General features: G+C 63.9%; 20 protein-coding genes. 14 read left to right on the plus strand and 6 right to left on the minus strand.

Annotation, left to right across the window (positions count from 1 at the left end; genetic code table 11):
* Nucleotides 1–9: 9 nt before the first annotated feature.
* The 4 genes from NLY43_RS22555 to NLY43_RS22570 all read left to right on the plus strand — a co-directional run bounded on the left by NLY43_RS22555 (nucleotide 10) and on the right by NLY43_RS22570 (nucleotide 2474).
* A complete protein-coding gene (locus NLY43_RS22555; RefSeq protein ID WP_198025494.1) occupies nucleotides 10–795 on the plus strand; it encodes a ComF family protein in 786 nt (261 codons plus the stop codon).
* A 22-nt stretch (nucleotides 796–817) separates the two neighbouring features.
* Nucleotides 818–1099 (plus strand): glutaredoxin 3, encoded by a 282-nt coding sequence (gene grxC, locus NLY43_RS22560; protein WP_023672982.1) that lies wholly within the window; start codon nucleotides 818–820, stop codon nucleotides 1097–1099.
* Between the two features lie 86 nt (nucleotides 1100–1185).
* On the plus strand, nucleotides 1186–2052 hold the full coding sequence (locus NLY43_RS22565) for a carbon-nitrogen hydrolase family protein (protein WP_023698969.1): 867 nt from the start codon (nucleotides 1186–1188) through the stop codon (nucleotides 2050–2052).
* Nucleotides 2049–2474: a DUF1178 family protein gene (locus NLY43_RS22570; protein ID WP_023672980.1), complete on the plus strand. Its 426-nt coding sequence runs from the start codon at nucleotides 2049–2051 to the stop codon at nucleotides 2472–2474. The genes NLY43_RS22565 and NLY43_RS22570 overlap by 4 nt, the downstream gene beginning before the upstream one ends.
* A 4-nt stretch (nucleotides 2475–2478) precedes the next feature.
* On the opposite strand, the gene NLY43_RS22575 is transcribed toward NLY43_RS22570, so the two are convergent.
* Nucleotides 2479–2964, minus strand: a complete 486-nt coding sequence (locus tag NLY43_RS22575; RefSeq protein WP_023701431.1) for a MarR family winged helix-turn-helix transcriptional regulator — start codon at nucleotides 2962–2964, stop codon at nucleotides 2479–2481.
* 101 nt (nucleotides 2965–3065) lie between these two features.
* Here NLY43_RS22575 and NLY43_RS22580 point away from each other — a divergent pair, with 101 nt between their 5' ends.
* Nucleotides 3066–3956 (plus strand): DMT family transporter, encoded by an 891-nt coding sequence (locus NLY43_RS22580; RefSeq protein ID WP_023701432.1) that lies wholly within the window; start codon nucleotides 3066–3068, stop codon nucleotides 3954–3956.
* An 87-nt stretch (nucleotides 3957–4043) separates the two neighbouring features.
* Here the strand turns inward: NLY43_RS22580 and NLY43_RS22585 are convergent, their stop codons facing one another.
* The 4 genes from NLY43_RS22585 to NLY43_RS22600 form a co-directional block, all read right to left on the minus strand.
* Nucleotides 4044–4376 (minus strand): MmcQ/YjbR family DNA-binding protein, encoded by a 333-nt coding sequence (locus tag NLY43_RS22585; RefSeq protein ID WP_023712844.1) that lies wholly within the window; start codon nucleotides 4374–4376, stop codon nucleotides 4044–4046.
* A 25-nt stretch (nucleotides 4377–4401) separates the two neighbouring features.
* Nucleotides 4402–5151 (minus strand): bifunctional 2-polyprenyl-6-hydroxyphenol methylase/3-demethylubiquinol 3-O-methyltransferase UbiG, encoded by a 750-nt coding sequence (ubiG, locus tag NLY43_RS22590; protein WP_023672976.1) that lies wholly within the window; start codon nucleotides 5149–5151, stop codon nucleotides 4402–4404.
* 84 nt (nucleotides 5152–5235) lie between these two features.
* Nucleotides 5236–5535: an antibiotic biosynthesis monooxygenase gene (locus NLY43_RS22595; protein ID WP_023685779.1), complete on the minus strand. Its 300-nt coding sequence runs from the start codon at nucleotides 5533–5535 to the stop codon at nucleotides 5236–5238.
* The gene (locus NLY43_RS22600) at nucleotides 5532–7373 is read right to left on the minus strand and encodes a CHASE3 domain-containing protein (protein WP_023712843.1); all 1842 of its coding nucleotides are present in this window, start codon (nucleotides 7371–7373) and stop codon (nucleotides 5532–5534) included. Before NLY43_RS22600 ends, NLY43_RS22595 begins: the two co-directional genes overlap by 4 nt.
* Nucleotides 7374–7618: 245 nt before the next feature.
* On the opposite strand from NLY43_RS22600, the gene NLY43_RS22605 reads away from it, so the two are divergent.
* The 9 genes from NLY43_RS22605 to NLY43_RS22645 all read left to right on the plus strand — a co-directional run bounded on the left by NLY43_RS22605 (nucleotide 7619) and on the right by NLY43_RS22645 (nucleotide 21183).
* Nucleotides 7619–8872: an aspartate kinase gene (locus tag NLY43_RS22605; protein ID WP_023685777.1), complete on the plus strand. Its 1254-nt coding sequence runs from the start codon at nucleotides 7619–7621 to the stop codon at nucleotides 8870–8872.
* 83 nt (nucleotides 8873–8955) lie between these two features.
* Nucleotides 8956–11226, plus strand: coding sequence for a phosphoenolpyruvate--protein phosphotransferase (gene ptsP, locus NLY43_RS22610; RefSeq protein ID WP_023693992.1), 2271 nt, complete (start codon nucleotides 8956–8958; stop codon nucleotides 11224–11226).
* Between the two features lie 8 nt (nucleotides 11227–11234).
* A complete protein-coding gene (prfA, locus tag NLY43_RS22615) occupies nucleotides 11235–12314 on the plus strand; it encodes a peptide chain release factor 1 (protein WP_023712842.1) in 1080 nt (359 codons plus the stop codon).
* Nucleotides 12307–13185 carry a peptide chain release factor N(5)-glutamine methyltransferase gene (gene prmC, locus NLY43_RS22620; protein WP_023712841.1) on the plus strand — a complete coding sequence of 293 codons (879 nt, stop codon included), beginning with the start codon at nucleotides 12307–12309 and terminating at the stop codon, nucleotides 13183–13185. Before prfA ends, prmC begins: the two co-directional genes overlap by 8 nt.
* A gap of 304 nt (nucleotides 13186–13489) precedes the next feature.
* A complete protein-coding gene (locus NLY43_RS22625) occupies nucleotides 13490–14470 on the plus strand; it encodes a DUF4167 domain-containing protein (RefSeq protein WP_023698975.1) in 981 nt (326 codons plus the stop codon).
* A 208-nt stretch (nucleotides 14471–14678) separates the two neighbouring features.
* Entirely contained in the window at nucleotides 14679–17285 is a 2607-nt protein-coding gene (gene clpB / locus NLY43_RS22630) for an ATP-dependent chaperone ClpB (protein ID WP_023712840.1), read from the plus strand.
* A gap of 71 nt (nucleotides 17286–17356) precedes the next feature.
* On the plus strand, nucleotides 17357–17713 hold the full coding sequence (locus NLY43_RS22635) for an MmcQ/YjbR family DNA-binding protein (RefSeq protein ID WP_023685771.1): 357 nt from the start codon (nucleotides 17357–17359) through the stop codon (nucleotides 17711–17713).
* Between the two features lie 292 nt (nucleotides 17714–18005).
* A complete protein-coding gene (locus NLY43_RS22640) occupies nucleotides 18006–19523 on the plus strand; it encodes a L,D-transpeptidase family protein (protein WP_023712839.1) in 1518 nt (505 codons plus the stop codon).
* Between the two features lie 100 nt (nucleotides 19524–19623).
* Complete coding sequence (locus tag NLY43_RS22645) at nucleotides 19624–21183, plus strand: MFS transporter (protein WP_023712838.1); 1560 nt, start codon at nucleotides 19624–19626, stop codon at nucleotides 21181–21183.
* Between the two features lie 173 nt (nucleotides 21184–21356).
* Here NLY43_RS22645 and NLY43_RS22650 read toward each other — a convergent pair whose 3' ends face one another.
* Nucleotides 21357–23327 (minus strand): M23 family metallopeptidase, encoded by a 1971-nt coding sequence (locus NLY43_RS22650; RefSeq protein WP_023686664.1) that lies wholly within the window; start codon nucleotides 23325–23327, stop codon nucleotides 21357–21359.
* Between the last annotated feature and the right edge of the window lie 26 nt (nucleotides 23328–23353).

Below are 23353 nucleotides of genomic sequence, written 5' to 3' on the forward strand. Positions count from 1 at the left end.
GATCCGGTGATGGAGATCAAGAGCCTCGCTCAAATCATGTTGAAACTGGCCATGTTGGACTGGCCGGCGCGGATGCTGTTCCCGCCGGTCTGTGCCGGCTGTCGCAGGCACGTCTCGCAACCCGGCGTTTTGTGCGGTGCCTGCTGGCCGAAGCTGAGGCTGCTGGAGCGGCCATGGTGCGCGGTGATGGGCACGCCATTCACCCACGATATGGGCGAGGGGTTCCTGTCGGCCGAGGCGATCGCCGATCCGCCGCCGTTCGAGCGGGAGCGGGCGGCTGTGGCCTATTCCGGTGTCGCCCGCCAGATGGTGCAAGGGCTGAAATACCAGGACCGCACCGATCTGGCGCCATGGATGGCGCGCTGGATGCTCCGCGCCGGGGCCGAGCTAGTTGCAGACGCCGATGTCGTCGTGCCGGTGCCGCTGCACTGGCGGCGCTTCTTTCGACGGCAGTTCAACCAGTCGGCGGAGTTGGCAAGGGCGGTTTCGCAGCTTAGCGGGCTGCCTTTCTCGCCCTCGGCGGTCCGGCGCGTCAAGCTCACGCGCCAGCAGGTCGGGCTGGAGCGGCAGGAGCGAGAGGACAATGTGCGCGCCGCCTTCCGTGTGCCTGCGGAAGCCGAAATCGAGATCACTGGGCGCCGCGTGCTTCTGGTCGACGATGTCTACACCACCGGCGCTACCGTGCGCTCGGTCGCCAAGGCGCTGAAGAAGGGCGGCGCCGGAGCGGTCGATGTGCTGACCTTTGCGCGTGTCCTGCCGGGGGACTTTCGGGCCGACGAGTCCGCGACTATATAAGGTCAAGGAAAGGCACGGACCGATGCTCGATGTGACGATTTACACCCGTATGATGTGCGGCTATTGCGCGGCGGCCAAGCGGTTGCTCGACCGCAAGGGCGTCGCCTACACCGAGCATGACGCTTCGTTTTCGCCGGAATTGCGCCAGGAAATGATTTCGCGGGCGCATGGCCGCTCGACCTTTCCGCAGATTTTCATCGGCGACACGCATGTCGGCGGCTCCGACGACCTCCACGAATTGGAGGCACGGGGGCAGCTGGATAGGCTGCTTGCCAACGGCTCGACGACAAAGAGCGGTTCGTAGCGCCGCTCTATGTCTTTGTTTTTACGCAATTCCGGACGGAAAACCGTTACACACTTTTCCTGGAATTGCTCAAAGAGGACGTGACGATGGGTGTTTTCAAGGCGGCGGCGATCCAGATGCGTTCGGGCGAGAGCCCTGAGCGCAACGCGATCGATCTCGAACGGCTGGTGCGCGAGGCGGCAGGCCTCGGTGCAACCTACATCCAGACCCCGGAAATGACCGGTGCGCTGATCCGCGACAAGGAAGCCAGGGCTGCTTCCTTCACCTCGGAAGACAAGGACATCGTCGTGGCGACCGCGCGCAAGCTCGCCAGCGAACTCGGCGTCTTCTTGCATATTGGCTCTACCGCCATCCTGCGCGCCGACGGCAAGCTCGCCAACCGGGCGCTGCTGTTTGGGCCGGACGGCGCGACGCTCGCCACCTACGACAAGATCCACATGTTCGACGTCGATCTCGACAATGGCGAAAGCTGGCGCGAATCCGCCGCCTATGAGCCGGGCACCGAAGCGGTCGTCACCGAGATCGACGGCGCCAGGCTGGGCTTTGCCGTCTGCTACGATCTACGCTTTCCACAGCTGTTCCGCGCCGAGGCGATGGCCGGCGCCGACCTCTTGTCGGTGCCTGCCGCCTTCACTCGCCAGACCGGCGAAGCGCACTGGCATGTGCTGCTGCGAGCCCGTGCCATCGAGAACGGCGCCTATGTGGTTGCTGCAGCACAAGGTGGCCTGCATGAGGATGGCCGCGAAACCTATGGCCATTCGCTGATCGTCGACCCATGGGGTCGAATTCTCGCCGAGGCCGACCATGACGATCCGGAGGTGATCATCGCCGAGATCGACACGGCGCAGTCGTCGGCCGCGCGTAAGAAAATCCCCAATCTCAAGAACGCGCGTGATTTTGCCGTCAATGCCGGCGCAGTGGAAGCGCCGCGGCTCAGGGGCGCGGCTTCGTGATCCGCTTTGCCCTGATCTGCGAGCACGAGCACGAATTCGAGGGCTGGTTTCGCAGCAATGACGATTTCGACACGCAGAAGAAGCGCGGCTTCGTCGATTGCCCGAGCTGCGGCTCGCACAAGGTGCAAAAGGCGCTGATGGCGCCAGCCGTCTCCACCGCGCGGAAGCAGGAAACAATTGCGCTGGCCATGGGCGAAACCCAGAAGCAGGCTTTGGCGCAGCTGAAGGCGATGGCCGAGAAGGTGCGCGAGAATGCCGACTATGTCGGCGACAAGTTTGCCGAAGAAGCGCGCAAGATCCATTTCGGCGAGAGCGATGCGCGCGGCATCTATGGCGAGGCGACGTTGGACGAAGCCAAGAGCTTGGCCGAGGATGGCATCGATTTCATGCCGATCCCGAGCTTTCCCGAGGAGCGCAACTGAGCGATCAGCTGGCGCTATCGATCAATTTGCCAAGCAACTGAGCCAGTGCCCCCCGCTCCGTGCCGGTGAGCCCGGCGAGGATTTCATGCTCGTTGGCGACGTGGGCGGTCACGGCCTCATCGATCAAGGCGAGACCTTTTTCGGTCAGTTGCACGACAATGCCGCGCCGGTCGTTGGGGTGCGGGCCGCGCAGGATCAGTCCGGCCTTCTCAAGCCGGTCGAGCCGGTTGGTCATGGCGCCGGAGGTCACCATCGTCGCCTCGTAGAGAGCGGTCGGTGTCAGCGCGTAAGGCTGGCCGGAGCGGCGCAGCGTCGCCAGCACATCGAATTCGCCGGCCTGCAGTCCGAAACGGGCAAACAGCGGGGCGAGGCGCTCGCGGGCGATTAGCGACGAGGCTTCGTTCAGCCGCCCAAGCACCAGCATTGGCGACACCTCCAGGTCCGGCCGTTCCCGCTTCCATTGCTCCACCGCCTTTGCTGCGCGATCCATCTGTCTCACCGCTAAGTATCTTGACGTTAAGAATATTTGTGGTATGCTACCTCAAGATACAGTTTCGACCCAGTGCCGCAAGTGAGTGACGGGACCATCCGATGAAATTTCTCTGGGAATCGGCGCTTGGCCTGCTGGTCGTCACCGGCGGCCTGCTCGGCCTGACCCTGCCGTTCGGCAAGCTGGCGACGGCTGCCGGCGTTCCGGCCATGGTCTGGGCCTTCGTCATCTCGTTCGGCGCCGGGGGCGTGCTGCTGTGCGCGTTGCTCGCGAACGGCGAGCGCATGCGGCTCACCTCGCACAGACTGCGCTATTTCTTCATCACCGCCGCCGTGTCCTACGCCGTGCCCAATCTGCTGATGTTTTCGGCTATCCCGCATCTCGGCGCCGGCTATACCGGCATCATGTTCACGCTGTCGCCGGTCATCACACTGGTGTTTTCGATCCTGCTCGGCGTTCGACGGCCAAATACGCTCGGCAGTATCGGTATCGCCGTCGGCTTCATCGGCGCCGTCATGGTGGCGGTGACGCGCGGCGAGGCCGGCCAGCCGGCCGATGTCTACTGGGTGCTGGCCGGACTTTTGATCCCGGTCAGCCTTGCCGCCGGCAATATCTATCGCACCGTCGACTGGCCCGAAGGCACCGGTCCGATCGAACTGGCCGTCGGCAGCCACCTGGCCTCGGCGACGCTGCTGCTGATCGGCATTCTCGCGCTGTTCGGCCTCAGTGCCTTCGCCCCGCTTGGCGCCGTGCCGCTGGTTGTCGTGGCGCAGGTCGCTTCGGCCTCGGCGATGTTTGCCTTCTTCTTCCGGCTGCAGGCCGTGGGCGGTCCGGTCTATCTCAGCCAGATCGGCTATGTGGCGGCGGCCGTCGGCCTGTTTGCCGGAACCATCTTCCTCGGCGAGCACTACCAGTTGCTGACCTGGGCCGGCGCGGTGATCATCACCATCGGCGTGATCATCACCACCAAGGCGCAGAGCCAGAAGGCATAGGGTCTTTGGTTTACGCAATTCCCTAGGCAAAGCGCTATGCGCTTTTCCCGGGAAAACCGCTTCACACTTTGCTCGAACTGCTCAAGCTTAAATTTGGCTCGCGTCGAGGCGCTTCCGTAGCGCCGGCGGGGCGACGTTTCGCCAGGCCGTCCGAACGACGCTGCGGAATGTCTGTTCGTCGCAGGCTTCGAGCATGATCGACGTCCATCCCTTTTGGCCCCAGCCGCCTGTCACGGGCCTGAAAACCGATGGCTCAGCCGCGGCCATCATCTCTTGCTGGTCGCGGTCGAGCTTGACGACAGCACGGTCGGCTTCGGGCAGCGAGACGAAGATACGGTTGCGGACGCGGAAGTCAGCCTTGCCGAAATGCGATTGCTCGACCGTTTCGGGAAGATCGAGCGCCAGCTCTCGGGCCCTCATAGTGTCCACGGCCGCCCCCTTTCGTTCAGACCGATCGTTTTTCCGCCAGCACCATATAGTTGACGTCCATGTCCTTGGAGCGTGCCCAGCGGTCGGCGAGAGGATTGTAGGTCACGCCGGTGCGGTCGATGATGGTCATGGCGGCGCTGCCGAGCGCCTTTTCAAGCTCTTCGGGCCGCACCAGCTTGCCGAACTGGTGGGTGCCGCGCGGCAGCCAGCGCAGCACATATTCGGCGCCGATGATGGCCAGGCCCAGTGCCTTCAGCGTGCGGTTGATGGTGGCCACGAACATGATGCCGCCGGGCTTGACCATCTCGCCGCACTTGCCGATGAACAGGTCGACATCGGCAACATGCTCGACGACTTCCATGTTGAGGACGACGTCGAATTTCTCGCCGGAATCGGCCAAATCCTCAGCGGTCGTAGCGCGATAATCCACCGTCACGCCGCCTTCGGCCGCGTGCAGCTTCGCCACCTCGATGTTGGTTGCCGAGGCGTCGGCGCCGACCACTTCGGCGCCAAGCCTTGCCATCGGCTCGCACAACAACCCACCGCCGCAGCCGATATCGAGGAAACGCAGGCCTTCGAACGGCCGCGCCGCCCGCGGATCGCGGCCGAAGCGCGCCGCCACCTGGTCCCGGATATAGGCAAGCCGGACCGGGTTGAATTTGTGCAGCGGACGGAATTTGCCGTTCGGGTTCCACCATTCGGCGGCAAGCGCGGAAAAGCGTTCCACTTCTCCGGCATCGATTGTCGATCGTCGGGCCTCTGGCATGGGGCGGGTCTCCTCGGACGCTAGGAAGTCGGGTGCCGGGGCAAGAAAGTCAAGGACGGTTTTTGCGACTGCTGGCTAGTCGACCTATGGCCTCGAGATCACAATTGCCGAATGTTCCATCGCAACACTTGCGGGATCGATGGCCCGCATCGCTTCGCAATCGCCGATCTCGGCCATGATGCGGCCCGCGGCGGCGAGAGCCTGCTCGCGACTTCGCCAGCGCACCACATCGACCCATCCGCCATCGTCCCGCCGCGCCAGGCAGCGGTTTACGAAACCAGGTTGCCGCGCCAGCCAGTCGGCGACCAGGTTGTTGGCGGCGGCAAAGGCCGCTTCCGCTCCAGGCTTGAGGCGAAAGGTGACGATTTCCAGGGTCTCGGTCATCTTGCGTCCAGCACGTCGCGCAATTTCGCCGCCAGCTGCTCGATGGTGAAGGGCTTGGCCAGGAAATGCACGTCATGGTCGAGCACGCCATTGTGGACGACGGCGTTCCTGGTGAAGCCGGTGGTGAAGATCACCTTCAGCTTCGGCATGCGCGCCAGCGCCTCCTCGGCGAGCTTGCGCCCATTCATCACCGGCATGACGATATCGGTGAACATGAGCGCCACACCAGGGTTGTCGCCCAGCTTTTCCAGCGCTTCCTGGCCGCTTGCGGCATGAATGACGGTGTAGCCGAGTTCGCGCATGGCATCGGTGGTGGAAGCCCGCACGCGTGGATCGTCCTCCACGACAAGGATGGTTTCGGTGACCGGCACGGCAGGATTTCCGGCTCGTTCCGAAGATATGGCGGCCTCTTCCGGGCCGAAGAAGCGCGGCAGGTAGATCCTGATCGTGGTGCCTTGGCCGGGTTCCGAGTAGATCTTGACGTGTCCGCCGGACTGTTTGACGAAGCCGAACACTTGGCTCAGCCCGAGGCCGGTGCCCTTGTCGACCGGCTTGGTGGTGAAAAATGGCTCGAAAGCCCGCTCCATGACGTCCGCCGGCATGCCGGCGCCGGTGTCGCTGACCGCGATCATCACATACTGGCCGTCTTTGACCTCGGCATGGGTGGCGGCGTAGCTCTCGTCGAGGTGGCTGTTGGCGGTCTCGATGGTCATCTTGCCGTCCTCGCTCATGGCGTCGCGCGCATTGACCGCCAGATTGAGAATGGCATTTTCGAGCTGGCTCGGATCGGCATGGGTCTTCCACAGGCCGCCAGCCAGCACGGTTTCGATGCGGATGGTTTCGCCGAGCGCCCGCCGAAGCAGGTCCGACATGCCGGCGACCAGACGATTGGCGTCTACAACCTGAGGCGCGAGCGGCTGCTGGCGCGAGAAGGCAAGCAGCCGTGACGTCAAGTTTGCGGCCCGGGTCGCCGCATCGGTCGCCGCTTCGATGAATTTCATGATGTCGTGCTCGCCCCGCGCCAGCTTGCGCTGGGCGAGGTTCATGGCGCTGATGATCACCGCCAGCATGTTGTTGAAATCGTGGGCGATACCGCCGGTCAGCTGGCCCACAGCCTCCATCTTCTGCATCTGGCGGATCTGCGATTCGGCCTTTTCACGCGTCTGAATTTCGTTGCCGAGCTCGATGTTCTTGCGCATCAGCTCTTCCTGGGCGATGGCCACTGCGCGGAACCGGCGGCGCGAAAGGCGAACCGTGTAGGCGCCAAGCAGGAAGATCGCCAGCAGCGCCGCTATCGAGCCGATTCGCAGCCAGTTTTCGACCCGGTCGGTATGAGCGTCGCGCGCGGCGATGGCTGCGCCGCCAATGCGCCGGATCGTGTCCATGCTGGCCCGGATCTGGTCCATGGCGGCCTTGCCCTGGCCGCTGCGGACCAGTTCCAGAGCTTTTGCCGCATCGCCGCGATCGTAGAGTGCAATCGTCTCAGCCAATTCGGCCTGGTTTTGTGAAAGCGCGTCCTTGACGTGGTTGATCTGCTGCACGAGTTCGTCGTCCGGCGCGGTCATGCCGTCGATGCGGGCAAGCTGGCCCGGAATGGCGTCGACCGCCTGCCGATAAGGCTGGAGGTAGGATTTCTCGCCGGTCAGGAGATAGCCGCGCTGGCTGGTCTCGGCCTCCTGAGCCATCGCAAGCAAACCGGAAAGCAATTCCTGATACTCGACCGCCTCGCGCGCGGCCTCACGATTGGCTCTCTGGGTCTCGACCAGCACGGCGCGTGTGCCGACGATCAACGCCAGCACGGCGAAGCCGATGAACAGCGGCAGCGATTGCCACCGCATGGCGCGTCGAAGGCGAACAATCATTCGATATGCCGGACCAAAAGGAGTTTCCCGCGGGCAGCATTTGGTAAGCGGCGGCGGGGCCGAACGCAATATGCCGCGATCCTGAAGCCGGCATCCGCCGCCAGCCTTGCGAAACCGTGATCATTTGGCTAAGGAGGCGCGCATTCAGCGGCCGGCTTCTGTCGAGCGCTTACTTCCCCTTTCGGTCCTGGGCCGGCTTCAGTCAAAGGCATTTCGCTTCCATGGCGCGCATCGTGATGAAATTCGGCGGAACCTCCGTCGCCGACATCGCCCGCATCCGCAATGTGGCGCGTCACGTCAAACGCGAGGTCGATGCCGGCCATGAGGTCGCTGTCGTGGTTTCGGCGATGGCGGGCAAGACCAATGAACTGGTTGGCTGGACGCGCGAAGCCTCGCCCATGCACGACGCGCGCGAGTATGACGCCGTGGTCGCCTCGGGCGAGCAGGTGACTGCCGGCCTGCTGGCGATCACACTGCAGAATATGGGCGTGCACGCCCGCTCATGGCAGGGCTGGCAGATCCCGATCAAGACCGACAACGCGCATGGCGCGGCGCGCATCCTCGACATTGACGGCGCGTTCCTGATCAAGCGCTTCGGCGAGGGCCAGGTGGCTGTCGTCGCCGGCTTCCAGGGCATCGGCCCGGACAACCGCATCGCCACGCTCGGCCGCGGCGGCTCCGACACAAGCGCGGTGGCCATTGCCGCGGCGGTCAAGGCCGATCGCTGCGACATCTACACCGATGTCGACGGCGTCTACACCACCGATCCGCGCATCGAGCCGAAGGCGCGGCGGCTCAACAAGATTTCGTTCGAGGAAATGCTCGAAATGGCCTCGCTCGGCGCCAAGGTCTTGCAGGTGCGCTCGGTCGAGCTTGCCATGGTGCACAGGGTGCGTACGTTCGTGCGGTCGTCCTTCGACGATCCCGATGCGCCCGGAATGGGGGATTTGCTCAATCCTCCGGGAACGCTCATTTGCGACGAGGAAGAGATCGTGGAACAGCAGGTCGTCACCGGAATTGCCTACGCCAAGGACGAAGCGCAGATTTCTCTGCGCCGCGTCGGCGACCGCCCGGGCGTTGCCGCCGGCATTTTCGGCCCGCTGGCCGAGGCCAACATCAATGTCGACATGATCGTCCAGAACATCTCCGAGGACGGCAAGTTCACCGACATGACCTTCACCGTGCCGTCCGGCGACGTGGACAAGGCGCTGGCCGTGCTGGAGCGTCTGAAGGCTTCGATCGGCTATGACGTGGTGCAGTCGGAAGCCGGCATGTCGAAGGTTTCGGTCATCGGCATCGGCATGCGCAGCCATGCCGGTGTGGCCGCCACCGCTTTCAAGGCGCTGGCCGACAAGGCGATCAACATCCGCGCCATCACTACCTCCGAGATCAAGATTTCGATACTGATTGACGGTCCCTACACGGAACTCGCGGTTCGTACTTTGCATTCCGTGTACGGTCTGGATAAGCAGTAGCGAGAGCGATTTGAGTTGTTGCGTGTGCGCCGGTCGCAGTGGAAACTGCGGCGGGCAAAATGCCCATTGGAGAAGAAGCCGCGATGCGTGATACGGCCAGCGGCCCGCGCGTTCTGCTGAAACGGCTCCGCGAGCTCATGCAGGAGCCGCTGGAGCCGCAGGAGCGGCTCGACCGGATCGTGCGCGACATCGCCTCCAACATGGTCGCCGAGGTCTGCTCGCTCTATGTGCTGCGCGCCGATTCGGTGCTCGAACTCTATGCCACCGAAGGTCTGAACCCGAACGCCGTCCATTTGGCGCAACTGCGGCTGGGGCAGGGCCTCGTCGGCACCATTGCCGCGAGCGCGCGGCCGCTCAACCTCTCCAATGCACAGGAACATCCGGCCTTCGCCTACCTGCCGGAGACGGGCGAAGAGATCTACAATTCCTTCCTCGGCGTGCCGGTACTAAGGGCAGGGCGCACGCTGGGCGTGCTGGTGGTGCAGAACAAGACCATGCGCCACTACCGCGACGACGAGGTCGAGGCGCTGGAAACGACCGCCATGGTGATCGCCGAGATGATCGCCACCGGCGATCTCGCTCGCCTGACCCGGCCCGGCCTCGAACTCGATCTGCGCCGTCCCGTCAGCTTTACCGGCCTGTCCTTCAACGAGGGCGTCGGCCTCGGCCATGTCGTGCTGCATGAGCCACGCATCGTCGTCACCAATCTGTTCAACGAGGACAGTGAGGAAGAGGTGCGCCGGCTGGAGACGTCGCTCGGTTCGCTCAGGCTTTCTATCGACGACATGCTGGAGCGGCGCGATGTCGCCTTCGAGGGCGAACATCGCGAGGTGCTCGAAGCGTATCGCATGTTTGCCAACGACCGCGGCTGGGTGCGCCGGCTGGAAGAGGCGATCCGCAACGGCCTGACAGCGGAAGCGGCGGTGGAAAAGGTCCAAAGCGACATGCGCGCCCGCATGCTGCACATGACCGATCCTTATTTGCGCGAGAGGATGAGCGACTTCGACGATCTCGCCAACCGGCTGCTGCGCCAGCTGATGGGGCGCGGGCCTGACGACGTCGCGGCGTCACTGCCGAAGGATGCCATCCTGGTCGCGCGCTCGATGGGCGCGGCCGAACTGCTTGATTATCCCAGGGACAAGCTGCGCGGCGTGGTGCTGGAAGACGGCGCTGCCACCAGCCATGTCGTCATCGTAGCGCGCGCCATGGGCATTCCGGTCGCCGGCCAGATGAAGGGCGCCGTTTCCATGGCGGAAAACGGCGATGCCATCATCGTCGACGGCGAGGAAGGCACCATCCATCTGCGGCCGCAGCCCGACCTCGAAGCTGCCTATGCCGAAAAAGTGCGCTTCCGGGCGCGCCGGCAGGAAGTCTACCGGGAACTGCGCAAGAAGCCGTCGGTGACCAAGGACGGCGTCCAGGTCGACCTGCTGATGAATGCGGGCCTGGCCGTCGACCTGCCGCAGCTGGCCGAGGCGGGTGCCGCCGGCATCGGCCTGTTCCGCACCGAATTGCAGTTCATGGTCGCCTCGACATTCCCGCGTGCCGAGGCGCAGGAGCGGCTCTACCGCGACGTGCTGGACGCGGCGCGCGGCAAGCCGGTCACCTTCCGCACCATCGACATCGGCGGCGACAAGGTGCTGCCCTACTTCAAGGGCGCCATCCAGGAAGAAAACCCTGCGCTCGGCTGGCGCGCGATCCGGCTGACGCTCGACCGGCCGGGTCTGCTCAGGACCCAGATCCGCGCTCTGCTGAAGGCCTGCGGCGGGCGCGAACTGAAGCTGATGCTGCCGATGGTTACCGAACTCGGCGAAATCGCCCAGGCGCGCGAGATCATCGACCGCGAAGTGCGGCATCTCTCCCGCTTTGCCCACCATCTGCCGACCAGCCTCAAGGTGGGCGCCATGCTGGAAGTGCCGTCGCTGCTGTTCCAGCTCGACGAGTTGATGAAGGCGGTCGATTTCGTCTCGGTCGGCTCCAACGACCTGTTCCAGTTCGTCATGGCGGTCGATCGGGGGAACACGCAGCTCTCCGACCGCTTCGACACGCTGTCGACGCCGTTCCTGCGGGTTCTGAAGCAGATCGCCGACGCCGGGGTTCGCAACCACACGCCGGTGACGCTGTGCGGCGAGCTTGCCGGAAAACCCATTTCCGCCATGGCGCTGATCGGCCTCGGCTACCGCTCGATCTCGATGTCTCCAGCCTCGATCGGCCCGGTCAAGGCGATGTTGACCGAACTGCCACTGGAGGAATTGGAGGCTTTCTTTGCCGACAATCTGATGGCGCCAGCTCAAGGGCTGCCGATGCGGGCGCTGCTGCAGGCCTTCGCCGACGACCGCTCCATCCCGCTATAGCATTAGCCATGGTCAATCTTCCCCGCGAGCGTATGGATCAGGTCGTCAAGCGTTTCGAGATGCTCGAAGCGCAGATGTCGGCCGGCCCGGCGGCCGATGCCTATGTGAAGATGGCCTCGGAATATGCCGAGCTGCAGGACATGGTGGCCAAGGTCAGGGAACTGCGCTCAGTCGAGCGCGAGCAAGCCGACCTCGAGGCGATGCTTGCCGACAAGGGCACCGATGCCGAGATGCGGGCCCTGGCGGAGGCAGATCTGCCGGGCGTCGAAGCGCGTATCGAACAGCTGCAAAAGGACATCCAGATCCTGCTGTTGCCTAAGGATGCGGCCGACGACAAGAACGCCATCCTTGAAATCCGCGCCGGCACCGGCGGCGACGAGGCGGCATTGTTTGCCGGCGACCTTTTTCGCATGTATGAGCGCTATGCCGCCGAACGCGGCTGGCGCTTCGAGACGGTGTCGGCCAGCGACGGCGATGCCGGCGGCTTCAAGGAAATCATCGCCACCATTTCCGGCAGGGGCGTCTTTGCGCATCTGAAATTCGAATCCGGCGTGCACCGCGTGCAGCGCGTGCCGGCGACCGAGGCCAGCGGGCGCATCCACACTTCGGCGGCGACGGTGGCCGTACTGCCGGAGGCCGAAGAGGTCGACATCGACATTCGCGCCGAAGACATCCGGATCGACACGATGCGCGCCTCGGGTTCGGGCGGCCAGCACGTCAACACCACCGATTCTGCGGTGCGCATCACCCATTTGCCGACCGGTATCATGGTGGTGCAGGCGGAGAAGTCGCAGCATCAGAACCGGGCGAAAGCCATGCAGATCCTGCGTGCGCGGCTTTACGACCTCGAGCGCAGCAAGGCAGACGAGGAGCGCTCGGAGTCACGCAAATCGCAGGTTGGTTCGGGCGACCGTTCGGAGCGCATCCGCACCTACAATTTCCCGCAGGGCCGCCTTACCGACCATCGTATCAACCTGACGCTCTACAAGCTCGACCGGGTGATGATGGGCGAGCTCGACGAGGTCATCAATGCGCTGATCGCCGACCATCAGTCGAAGCTGCTCGCCGATATCGGCCTCGATGGCTGACATGTTGCCCGGCGCGCTCGGGCCGTTGTTGCGGGCGGCGCGGGAGCGGCTTGCCGCGGCCGGCCTTTCCGACCCGGCGCTGGATGCCAGGCTGATCGTCGAACATTTTTCCGGCACGGACCGTACGCAGGCGATCGCCGACCCGCAACGGACGGTCGATGCGGGTGCGGTTGCCGCAATCGGCGCTGCTCTGCAGCGCCGCATGGCCGGCGAACCGGTGCACCGCATCCTCGGGTTTCGCGAGTTTTACGGCCTGCGGCTGTCGCTGTCGCCGGAAACGCTGGAGCCGCGGCCGGACACCGAAACGCTGGTCGAGGCGATCCTGCCTTTTGCCGGCGCGACGGCCAAAAGGCTGGGGGAATGCCGTATCCTCGATCTCGGCACCGGTACCGGCGCGATTGCGCTGGCGCTGCTCAGCGCGGTTCCGGCCGCGACCGCCACCGGGGTCGATATTTCACAAGACGCGCTAGCAACCGCGATACGCAATGCCGAGCAACTCGGACTCGCCGGCCGGTTCGTGGGGCTGCAGTCCGACTGGTTCGAAAAAGTTTCGGGCCGATACCATGTAATTGCCGCAAACCCTCCCTATATATCGTCTGGAGACATTGGAAATCTGCAGGACGAGGTCCGCGATTTCGATCCGCACAGAGCCCTTGATGGCGGTGTGGACGGTCTTGGCCCCTACAGGATCATCGCCGCCGAGGCGGCAAAGTTTCTGGAAGCAGAAGGCAAGATAGCGGTCGAGATCGGCCACACGCAGCGCAATGAGGTCAAAGACATATTCGCGGCAGCCGGCTACAGGCTGGCCGGGGCATTTGTCGATCTTGGCGGAAACGACAGGGTTCTTATGTTTGAACAGGGAAAGCCTTGACGCAGTGCAAAAAAGCGCTTGGCAATGCCGGGGAATGCGGCTAGGGTCCGCCCTAACCGGATGGGACGAAGCAGGCAGTGCTCTTAGCGATTCGGTTTTCCTTGGAAATAGCTGCCTTCTTGCGCAAACGACGCCCAAGCTTCGTGCGGGAATCGTCCGGCAAGTGATGTAACCGGAACAGGATGACACGTGGCGCCAACGCAATTGATGCGGGCGAACGCCGGTGAAGAAACGAAACGGCTGGCTGCATGAGCGCCTCCGTTCGTGAAACGTTTTTCGAAAATTTCAAAATGAAGAGAGTCTTATGAGGCCACAACAGCAGAACAGGCGCATGCGCGGTCGCAACAACAATGGCGGCGGCGGTGGCAACAACAATAACAATAACAACAACCGCAAGGGCCCAAATCCCCTGACGCGCAACTACGAGAGCAACGGCCCGGACGTGAAAATCCGTGGATCGGCTCAGCAGATCGCCGAAAAATACGCCACTCTGGCCCGTGACGCGCAAAGCTCCGGCGACCGGGTTATGGCGGAGAATTACCTCCAGCACGCCGAGCACTACAACCGCATCATTGCCGCCGCACAGGCGCAGATGCCGATCCAGAATGCCCCGCAGAACCGCGACGAATTCGACGACGATGAAGATCGCGACGATTTTGACAATGCCGGCAGCGGCAATGGCGGCGAGACGCAAGCGCCGATGGCCAACCACGGCAACGGTCCGCAGCCGACGATTGAGGGCACGCCGGCCGAACTCGCATACGGCCAGGAAAACGGCCGCGAGAACAACAGTGGCCGTGACAATAATGGCCGCAACAATAACGGCCGCGACAACAATGGCCGCAACCGTGACCGCCGCCCCAATGGCGGCTATGGCCAGAACGACCAGCGTGGCGACTTTGCCCAGCGTGGCGAGCAGAACGGCCAGCGCGGCGACCAGCAGCGCTTCACCGAAACCCCGGCACAGGCGGAAACCGTTTCCGCGGTTGAGCCCGAAGCCGAGAGTGGTTTCTCCGAGCCGGCGCCGCTGTACGAAAACCTGTCGCCGGCGGCTCTTGCCGCCCGGGCCGAACTCAATGAGGCAGCCGCCGAGAGCGGCGCTGCCCGTCGCCCGCGGCGTCCGCGCCGCCCGCGCAACAATGCCGATCAGGTCGGTGACGAACAGTCTGGTGGTGGCCAGGTGGTGGATGGCGCCGGCGAGACCGCTGCCGCTGTTGACGTGGTTGATGCGGCGCCGGCCGAAAGCTCTGCCGGCGACCCGTTCGCCGTCGACGCCAACAACTGACCCACAAGACATAAGTCGATGAAACGGCGGAGAGAAATCTCCGCCGTTTTCGTTTGCTCGGCCATGCAATATCATCAGCCGGACGTCTTGAGCGGCAATGGCTTGCGCCCCATATCTGGCGTGAACTGGACCCGGCTCGGATGAGCGGGTCCGTCACCGCAATCTGATCCGGTGCCGCAAAGCGGGCCGGTGATGGAAGGAGACAGATATGAACCTCGAGAAATACTCCGAGCGCGTCCGCGGATTCATTCAGTCCGCCCAGACCATGGCGCTCTCGCGCAATCACCAGCAATTCACTCCCGAACATATGCTGAAGGTCCTCGTCGATGACGACGAGGGGCTGGCCGCCTCGCTGATAGAGCGCGCCGGCGGCAACGTGCGCGACGTCAAGCTTGGCGTCGAGACCGCCCTTGAGGCCATGCCCAAGGTGGAAGGCGGCAACGGCCAGCTTTATCTGGCGCAGCCGCTGGCCAAGGTGTTTTCGACCGCCGAGGAATTGGCCAAGAAAACCGGCGACAGTTTTGTCACGGTCGAGCGGCTGCTGCAGGCGCTGGCGATGGAGAAGTCGGCCAAGACGGCTGATATCCTGTCCAAGGCCGGCGTCACAGCGCAGGCGCTGAACCAGGTGATCAACGACGTCCGCAAGGGCCGTACCGCCGATTCGGCGAGCGCCGAGCAGGGCTATGACGCGCTGAAGAAATACGCGCGCGACCTCACCGCCGATGCCCGCGCCGGCAAGCTCGACCCTGTGATTGGCCGTGACGACGAGATCCGCCGCACCATCCAGGTGCTGTCGCGGCGTACCAAGAACAACCCGGTGCTGATCGGCGAGCCGGGCGTCGGCAAAACGGCGATCGCCGAAGGTCTGGCGCTGCGCATCGTCAATGGCGACGTGCCCGAATCGCTGAAGGACAAGCAGTTGATGGCGCTCGACATGGGCGCGCTGATTGCCGGCGCCAAATATCGCGGCGAGTTCGAGGAGCGGCTGAAGGCCGTGCTCAACGAAGTCACCTCGGCGGCCGGCGGCATCATCCTGTTCATCGACGAGATGCACACGCTGGTCGGCGCCGGCAAGGCCGATGGCGCCATGGACGCTTCGAACCTGTTGAAGCCGGCACTGGCGCGCGGCGAACTGCACTGCGTCGGCGCGACCACGCTCGATGAATACAGGAAGCATGTCGAGAAGGACGCGGCCCTTGCCCGCCGGTTCCAGCCGGTCTTCGTCAACGAGCCGTCGGTGGAAGATACCGTGTCGATCCTGCGTGGCCTGAAGGAGAAGTACGAGCAGCACCACAAGGTGCGCATCTCGGATTCGGCGCTGGTCGCGGCGGCGACCTTGTCCAACCGCTACATCGCCGACCGTTTCCTGCCGGACAAGGCGATCGACCTTGTCGACGAAGCCGCGTCGCGGCTGAGGATGCAGGTCGATTCCAAGCCCGAGGCGCTGGACGAAATCGATCGCCGCATCATGCAGCTCAAGATCGAGCGCGAGGCACTGAAGGTCGAGAAGGACGAGGCGTCAAAGGACCGGCTCGCGCGTCTCGAAAAGGAACTCGTCGGCCTCGAGGAGGAATCGACCGAGATCACCGCCAAATGGCAGTCGGAGAAGCAGAAGCTTGGCCTCGCCGCTGACCTCAAGAAGCAGCTCGACGCGGCCCGCAACGACCTCGCCATTGCCCAGCGCAAGGGTGAATTCCAGCGCGCCGGCGAGCTTGCCTATGGCAAGATCCCGGAACTGGAAAAGAAGCTGAAGGAAGCCGAAGCCCAGGACGGCAAGGCCGGCATGGTCGAAGAGGTGGTCACGCCCGACCACGTCGCCCATATCGTGTCGCGCTGGACCGGCATTCCGGTCGACAAGATGCTGCAGGGCGAGCGCGACAAGCTGCTGCGCATGGAAGACGAGATCGGCAAGCGAGTCGTCGGCCAGGGCGAAGCGGTGCAGGCGGTGTCCAAGGCCGTGCGTCGTGCCCGGGCCGGGCTGCAGGATCCGAACCGGCCGATCGGCTCGTTCATGTTCCTCGGACCGACCGGCGTCGGCAAGACCGAACTGACTAAGGCGCTGGCCAATTTCCTGTTCGACGACGAGAGCGCTATGGTGCGCATCGACATGTCGGAATACATGGAGAAGCACTCGGTCGCCCGGCTGATCGGAGCGCCTCCCGGTTATGTCGGCTATGAGGAAGGCGGTGCGCTGACCGAAGCGGTGCGGCGCCGGCCCTATCAGGTCGTGCTGTTCGACGAGATCGAGAAGGCGCATCCGGATGTCTTCAACGTCCTGTTGCAGGTGCTCGACGACGGGCGGCTGACCGACGGGCAGGGCCGCACGGTCGACTTTCGCAACACGCTGATCGTCATGACGTCGAACCTCGGCGCCGAATATCTGGTCAATCTCGGCGAAGAGCAGGATGTCGATGCCGTGCGCGACGAGGTTATGAGCGTGGTGAGAGCCTCGTTCAGGCCGGAGTTCCTCAACCGCGTCGACGAGGTGATCCTGTTCCACCGGCTGCGCCGGCAGGATATGGGTCGCATCGTCGAGATCCAGCTCAAGCGGCTGGAAAATCTGCTCGTCGACCGCAAGATCACACTGTCGCTCGACCAGGAATCGATCGACTGGCTGGCGGCGAAGGGCTACGACCCGGCCTATGGCGCTCGGCCGCTGAAGCGGGTGATGCAGAAGGACCTGCAAGATCCGCTGGCGGAAAAAATCCTGCTTGGCGAGATCCTCGACGGCTCGACCGTCAAGGTCACCGCCGGCTCCGACCGGTTGAATTTCCGGTCCAGGCCCACTGTGGTGCCGACCGACGCGGCAGCCTGATCCAACGCCGCGCGTCCGACCGGACGCGCGGCATTTTCTTATGAAACAACAATCCTTTGACGGGGGTGCAGATGACGCTGGACGACTACAACAGCTTCTGCGCCTCGCTGCCGCAGACGACGCATGTCGTGCAGTGGGGCGGGGCCGATGTCTGGAAAGTCGGTGGCAAGGTCTTCACCATCGCCGGCCATGACCGGGAGGGTGGCGTCTTCGTCACCTTCAAATGCTCTGAAATGGCTTATGACGTGCTGAAGGATCAGCCCGGCTGCCGGCCGGCGCCCTATCTCGCCTCGCGCGGCATGAAATGGATCCAGCGTCAGACAAGCCAGAGCATGGATGATGATGCGCTGAAGGACTATCTCGGCGAAAGCCACCGCCTCGTCGTCCTCAAGCTGACGAAGCAGACGCGCAAGGAATTGGGCCTGTAGCAACCAGTAATCCGCCATCTTCATGCCCGGTTCATGTTGGAAAGCTTATGTTGTGGTTTGCTGGCGAAGGGGTTTGCCTGCAGGCTTTTGACGACCAGGGCGTTCCTTGCGCATCCAAACGGTGGCGAGAACGTTCTGATGGGAACACTGCCGGGCGGCGGAAATTACGCATGACCCCGAAAATCGAAATTCGATTTTCGGAAAGGATCATGCGCAGACATGAAGTGTTACAGCGTCCTTTGCGCGTCCAAACGGACGCGCTGCGCTGTAAGTACCGGAGAGTTTGACCACCATGTTCCGCACGATCCTTGCCTTTTCGGTGCTCGCCGCCGGGCTGCTCACGTCCAGCGCCATGGCATCGCCGACTATGGACAACGCACTGCCGGCCGTCCGCGCCGCCGATAGCGGCGGCATTGTGCTTGCCCAGGACGGCAATCTCGACATCTATTACGACGCCAGGGGCAACCGCGTCATCGTCGATGCCGAGACCGGCAAGGTCATCGCCATCCAGCCGCCGCAGACCAGGCTCGACCGCCGCGCGCTGCGCCGGGAAATGCGGGCACGTGAGCTTGGACGCGCACCGGTCGAAGACGACGACCGCTACTATCTCGACGATCCCGAAGACATGGCGCGTTTCCGCCGCAGGCAACTGGACGATCAGGGACGAATCCCCGGCCCGCCGGTTGATGAATACGATCCTGAAAGCGACAGATTCCTGGGGGCCGCTCCGCAGGATGATGCCAATGACAGCGACACCTATCCGGAAGCGCCGAAATCCGCTGAACCGCGGCCCGTCAAGCGCAAGCCGCTGAACGAAGCCTCTATCGATCCCGCCGAACCGGCGGCGCCCGCCGACCAGGGCGCGCTGCCGCCGAAAGCCGGTGGCAAGACCGTGGTCGATCCCTCGCTTTCACTCGGCGCACGCCAGGATGTAGCCGCCTTGCAGGTGCTGCTCGACCGCGCCGGCGCTTCACCCGGCGTCGTCGACGGGCGCTTCGGCTCCAATGTCGACAAGGCGCTTGCCGCCTACAACCAGATCACCGGCAGCAATCTGCGCTCGACCGACGCGGTCGGCATCCAGGCTGCGCTGGCGCAAACCGGTGGCGATGCTTTCGCCAATTATACGATCACGCCCGAAGACGCGGCCGGGCCTTATGTCGCCTCGATACCGGAAGATTACAGCCAGAAGGCGCAACTCGACCGCATGGCTTACACCTCCGTCACCGAAGCCTTGGCCGAACGCTTCCACATGGATGAGAACTACCTGAAGGGGCTCAATCCCGAGGCAGACTTCAGCCGTCCCGGCACCATCATCAAGGTCGCCAATTTCGGCAGGCTGGTGGCGACGCCGGTCGCTCGCATCGTCGCCGACAAGGACAAGAAGCAGGTGTTCGCCTATGACGCCGGTGGCAAGCTGGTCGCGGCCTATCCGGCCACCATCGGTTCAGCCGACACGCCCTCGCCGACCGGCACCCATACGGTGTCGCGCGTCGCGCTCGATCCGAACTACACCTACAACCCCAGCATCAATTTCAAGCAGGGCCAGAACGACAAGATCCTGACCATCCCGCCGGGTCCGAACGGCCCGGTCGGCTCGGTGTGGATCGCGCTGGACAAGCCGACCTATGGCATTCACGGCACGCCCGATCCCTCCAAGATCGGCAAGACCGAAAGCCATGGCTGCGTGCGCCTGACAAATTGGGATGCGCGTGAACTGGCCAAGCTGGTGTCGCCGGGCGTCACCGTCGAGTTCGTCGGCGGTCCCTCGGCCGATGATGTTGCGGAGCAAGTGAGCGCTCCAGCGCAGTGATATCGGCCTGCCCACAAGGCAGGCCGATCCAAAGCTGGATTCATGAGCGCAGGGTGCTGGCTGGTTGTTGCCGGCCCGCAACAAGTCTAAGCAGACGCTCATGAAGTCTCCGAGCGGAGCCGCAGCCGTTCCCCTGACCAGGTCGCTTTCCAACGGTACATTTTGCCCGCAGTCGCAGCGCAAGTTCGTGCTGGTAGCGGCGATCCTGGCGTCAGCGCTCGGCTTCATCGACGGGTCGATCCTGGCCATTGCCATGCCGGCAATGCGCGTCGACCTAGGCGCCAGCCTGGCCGAGGTCCAGTGGATTTCCAACGCCTATGCGCTGACGCTGTCGGCGCTGATTCTGGCCGGCGGCGCCGCCGGCGACCGGTTTGGCCTCAGGCGCGCCTTCGTTGCCGGCATTGCGCTGTTCATCGTCGCTTCGCTGGCCTGCGCGGTGGCGCCGAATGCGCTGGTGCTCATCGCCTTTCGCGCCATTCAGGGCATTGGTGCGGCGATCATGGTGCCGGGCAGCCTCGCCATCATCGCCAAGGCCTATCCGAAGAAGGAGCGCGGCCGGGCGATCGGCATCTGGGCCGCCGCCTCGGCGCTGACGACGGCGCTCGGTCCAGTGCTCGGCGGCTTCGTCCTGTCGGCCTTTGGCGGCGGTATCTGGCGGGCGATCTTCGCCGTCAACCTGCCGCTCGGGCTGATCTCGATCTATCTCCTGCTGGCCAAGATTCCCGCCGACGCGCCGACGGAGAAGCGAAGCCTCGATCTCGGCGGCGCCGCTCTCGCCACGCTTGCCTTCGGGGCGCTTGCCTACGGACTGACCTCGATGAGCGCCGAAGGCAGCGGGCTGATGTCGGGGCCGAGCATCGCCGCAGGCGCCGTGCTGCTTATCATCTTCATCGTCTTCGAGCTTCGGCAGCGCGAGCCGATGATCGATCTCAAGCTGTTTCGGATCGGCGCCTTTGCCGGCGCCAACCTCGCCACCTTCTTCCTGTATTTCGCCCTGTCGGCCAATCTGTTCTACCTGCCGATGCTGTTGATCGCCGGATGGGGGCTGAGCACCAAAGAGGTCGGTTTCATCTTCCTGCCGCTGTCGGCGTCGATCGCGCTGCTGTCGGGTCTCGTCGGCCAGTGGTCGGATCGCATCGGTCCGCGTTTTCCGATCGCCAGCGGCTGCCTGGTAGTTGCCATCGCCTTTGCCGGGCTGGCTTTGCTCACTCATGCCGGCATGCACAATTTCTGGACCGGTATCTTTCCGCTGATGGCCGTGATGGGGCTCGGCATGGCGCTGGTGGTGTCGCCGCTGTCGACGGCGGTCATGACCGCGGTCGAGGACAAGGATACCGGCGCCGCTTCCGGCATCAACAATGCGGTTTCGCGCATTGGCGGGCTGATTGCTGTGGCGGCGATGGGCTCGCTCGCGGCCTGGGTCTATTCGACGATGCTCGATACCAGCGTCAGGCCGGGCATTCCGGGATTCGGCGAACCGGCATTGGCCGGCCTGGCGCCAGACCTTGATGCAACACGGCTCGCCGCCAGCGATGCGGCGTTCGCGGCCGTGTCGACAGTGACGGCCGTGCTTTGCCTCCTTGCCGCTGTTATCGCCTGGGCCACCGTTTCGGGGCAAAAGCTGCCTTGGTCACGAGCCGAAGAGGAGCAGTCGACCTGATTCGGAGCCGACCCGATTCGGAATGCTCTGATGGGGCGATTATGATTCGCTGGCGTCGAGTGTGACGGCTTAAAGCGCGTCGCGCTGAAACGGATTCATACGACGCGCTTTAAGTCTTTGTTTTGACACATGTCCTTGTCCCAGAGCCGCGGCACACTTCTGGGCGACATGCACTAGCCTTCGATCTTGGCGCTCGCGACCTTCAGCGGATTGCTGTCTTCCTGCTTGAGCAGTTCATCGATGCGCTCGCGCTCGCGCTTGAAAGCGACCAGGTCGTCGCCCTTCAGCACCTTGCCGACCGGCAGGCGCACGCGCATCGGGTCGACCTTGGTGCCGTTGACGATCAGCTCGTAGTGAAGATGCGGACCGGTGGAGAGGCCGGTCTGACCGAGGAAGCCGATGGTCTGGCCCTGGCGGACATGAACGCCGGGTTCGATGCCTTTGGCAAAGGCGCTCTGGTGATTGTAGGAGGTCTCGTAGCCATTGGCATGGCGGATGATGATCTGTTTGCCGTAGCCGCCGGCCCAGCCGGCCTTTTCGATGGTGCCGTTGCCGGCGGCGATGATCGGCGTTCCGATCGGCGCCGCCCAGTCGACGCCGGTATGCATGCGGACATAACCGAGGATCGGATGTCGGCGGGCGCCGAAGCCGGAGCGGAATTTCCCGGCGGGCAGGGGGTTGCGCAACAGGAACTGCTCGGCGCTAGATCCGTCCTCGTCGAAATAGTCGGTCGAGCCGTCCTGCATCTGGAATCGGTAGAAATTGCGCGTCTGGCCGCCGAAGGTCGACGAGACATAGAGCAGTTCCGATTCGTCGGAGGCCTGGTCGTCGCCGTCCGGCTGCGAGAACAGGACGTCGATGCGGTCCGACGGATTGAGCCTGGACTGGAAGTCGACGCCGGAGGCCAGGAGCTTGACCAATTGCTGGGTCAGCTTCTTCGACATGCCATAGGAATAGGCGGCGCGGTAGATGCCGTCATAGACGTTCGGCAGATTGCCGCGCACCACCACCGGTGCCGACGAATCGTCGAACGCCGTCAGCAATTCGGGGTTCGGCTCCGGTTCCTGCGCCGGCACGTACTGGCCTCGATCGTCGAGCGCGATGGTGACGATGTGCGTTGTCTTGTCATAGACGCTGGTGCGAACGACCTTGGCGGCGTCGCCATGTACCTCGAGCCCGACCCGCAGCACGGTTCCGGCCTTCAGCGCCGGTGCGTTGAGCAGCTTACCGATCGCCTCCGCCATGCCGGTGGCGTCATCGCCCGTATAGCCCGAATCAGCGAAAGCCTCGGCAATGTCGCGGTCCCTGGTGAAGGGAATGATTTCCTCGGCGAAAGCCGGGGTCTGGTCGTCGAGCGCGACGCGCGGCGCCACCGAGACGTTTTCCGGCACGATCTTGACGTCGTAGGAGCCGGCCATCGATTCGGCGAAGGCATCGCCGAATCGCTGCGGGTCGACATAATGCAGCGAGGCGACCTGCACGGCGCCGTCGCTGAGGTCGGTGCCGGCTTCGCGCACCACTTTTTCCACCTCGTCGGCGGACAGGTCGCTTTTTTCGTCGAAGGAGGCCGTCTCGACCGGGAAATCGACCGTCTTGAGGCTCATCTCGCTTTCGACCTTGGCGCCGTAGATCTGGCCGCCAACCGCGGAGGCCGTCGCCGGCTGCGCCGGCGTCGAGTCGCCATCGTCGCCGAACACCTGCATCGGGTCGAAAGGCGGATAGGCGCGGTTGGTGGTGTGGCCGGCGGCCAGCGCCATCTTGATCTGCACGAACGGCATGGTGTGGATAACGTCGCGGTCACCGACCTTGGTCACCATCGACACTTCCATGCGCCGGCGGTCCTTGGCCTTGGCGATCTGGCGCGGCGCCACCAGCCTGGTGGTCTTGGCGACCTCGCCGGAATCGCCGCCGCTTTCGAGCTGGGCCAGTTCGGCGATTTCGGGCGGGGTTGCCAACTGCTGGCGGCCGTCAAGGGCGGCAAACAACGCCACGCCCATCAGCACACTCGAGGTCACGCCGGTAAGAAAGGTGCCCGACAGCCAGCGCGCCGAAACCTCGCGCCGGTCGGGCGGGCCGCTGCGGCCATCCGCGATCAGCGGCGGCTCATTGCCGAGTTCGGCTATGACATCTTCCGTGTCTGGCATCCAGAAAGGCTGCTTCTTCCCCGGGC

Source organism: Mesorhizobium sp. C416B (genome assembly GCF_030323165.1).
GTDB lineage: Bacteria > Pseudomonadota > Alphaproteobacteria > Rhizobiales > Rhizobiaceae > Mesorhizobium.

Bases quoted from the DNA above. Each gene is read 5' to 3' on its own strand.
- grxC (WP_023672982.1), top strand. From the start codon at position 818: ATGCTCGATGTGACGATTTACACCCGTATGATGTGCGGCTATTGCGCG.
- NLY43_RS22605 (WP_023685777.1), top strand. From the start codon at position 7,619: ATGGCGCGCATCGTGATGAAATTCGGCGGAACCTCCGTCGCCGACATC.
- NLY43_RS22595 (WP_023685779.1), bottom strand. From the start codon at position 5,535: ATGACCGAGACCCTGGAAATCGTCACCTTTCGCCTCAAGCCTGGAGCG.
- NLY43_RS22555 (WP_198025494.1), top strand. From the start codon at position 10: ATGGAGATCAAGAGCCTCGCTCAAATCATGTTGAAACTGGCCATGTTG.
- NLY43_RS22565 (WP_023698969.1), top strand. From the start codon at position 1,186: ATGGGTGTTTTCAAGGCGGCGGCGATCCAGATGCGTTCGGGCGAGAGC.
- NLY43_RS22635 (WP_023685771.1), top strand. From the start codon at position 17,357: ATGACGCTGGACGACTACAACAGCTTCTGCGCCTCGCTGCCGCAGACG.
- ptsP (WP_023693992.1), top strand. From the start codon at position 8,956: ATGCGTGATACGGCCAGCGGCCCGCGCGTTCTGCTGAAACGGCTCCGC.
- NLY43_RS22645 (WP_023712838.1), top strand. From the start codon at position 19,624: ATGAAGTCTCCGAGCGGAGCCGCAGCCGTTCCCCTGACCAGGTCGCTT.
- NLY43_RS22640 (WP_023712839.1), top strand. From the start codon at position 18,006: ATGTTCCGCACGATCCTTGCCTTTTCGGTGCTCGCCGCCGGGCTGCTC.
- NLY43_RS22585 (WP_023712844.1), bottom strand. From the start codon at position 4,376: ATGAGGGCCCGAGAGCTGGCGCTCGATCTTCCCGAAACGGTCGAGCAA.
- prfA (WP_023712842.1), top strand. From the start codon at position 11,235: ATGGTCAATCTTCCCCGCGAGCGTATGGATCAGGTCGTCAAGCGTTTC.
- NLY43_RS22600 (WP_023712843.1), bottom strand. From the start codon at position 7,373: ATGCGGTGGCAATCGCTGCCGCTGTTCATCGGCTTCGCCGTGCTGGCG.
- ubiG (WP_023672976.1), bottom strand. From the start codon at position 5,151: ATGCCAGAGGCCCGACGATCGACAATCGATGCCGGAGAAGTGGAACGC.
- NLY43_RS22650 (WP_023686664.1), bottom strand. From the start codon at position 23,327: ATGCCAGACACGGAAGATGTCATAGCCGAACTCGGCAATGAGCCGCCG.
- NLY43_RS22625 (WP_023698975.1), top strand. From the start codon at position 13,490: ATGAGGCCACAACAGCAGAACAGGCGCATGCGCGGTCGCAACAACAAT.
- NLY43_RS22575 (WP_023701431.1), bottom strand. From the start codon at position 2,964: ATGGATCGCGCAGCAAAGGCGGTGGAGCAATGGAAGCGGGAACGGCCG.
- NLY43_RS22580 (WP_023701432.1), top strand. From the start codon at position 3,066: ATGAAATTTCTCTGGGAATCGGCGCTTGGCCTGCTGGTCGTCACCGGC.
- prmC (WP_023712841.1), top strand. From the start codon at position 12,307: ATGGCTGACATGTTGCCCGGCGCGCTCGGGCCGTTGTTGCGGGCGGCG.
- clpB (WP_023712840.1), top strand. From the start codon at position 14,679: ATGAACCTCGAGAAATACTCCGAGCGCGTCCGCGGATTCATTCAGTCC.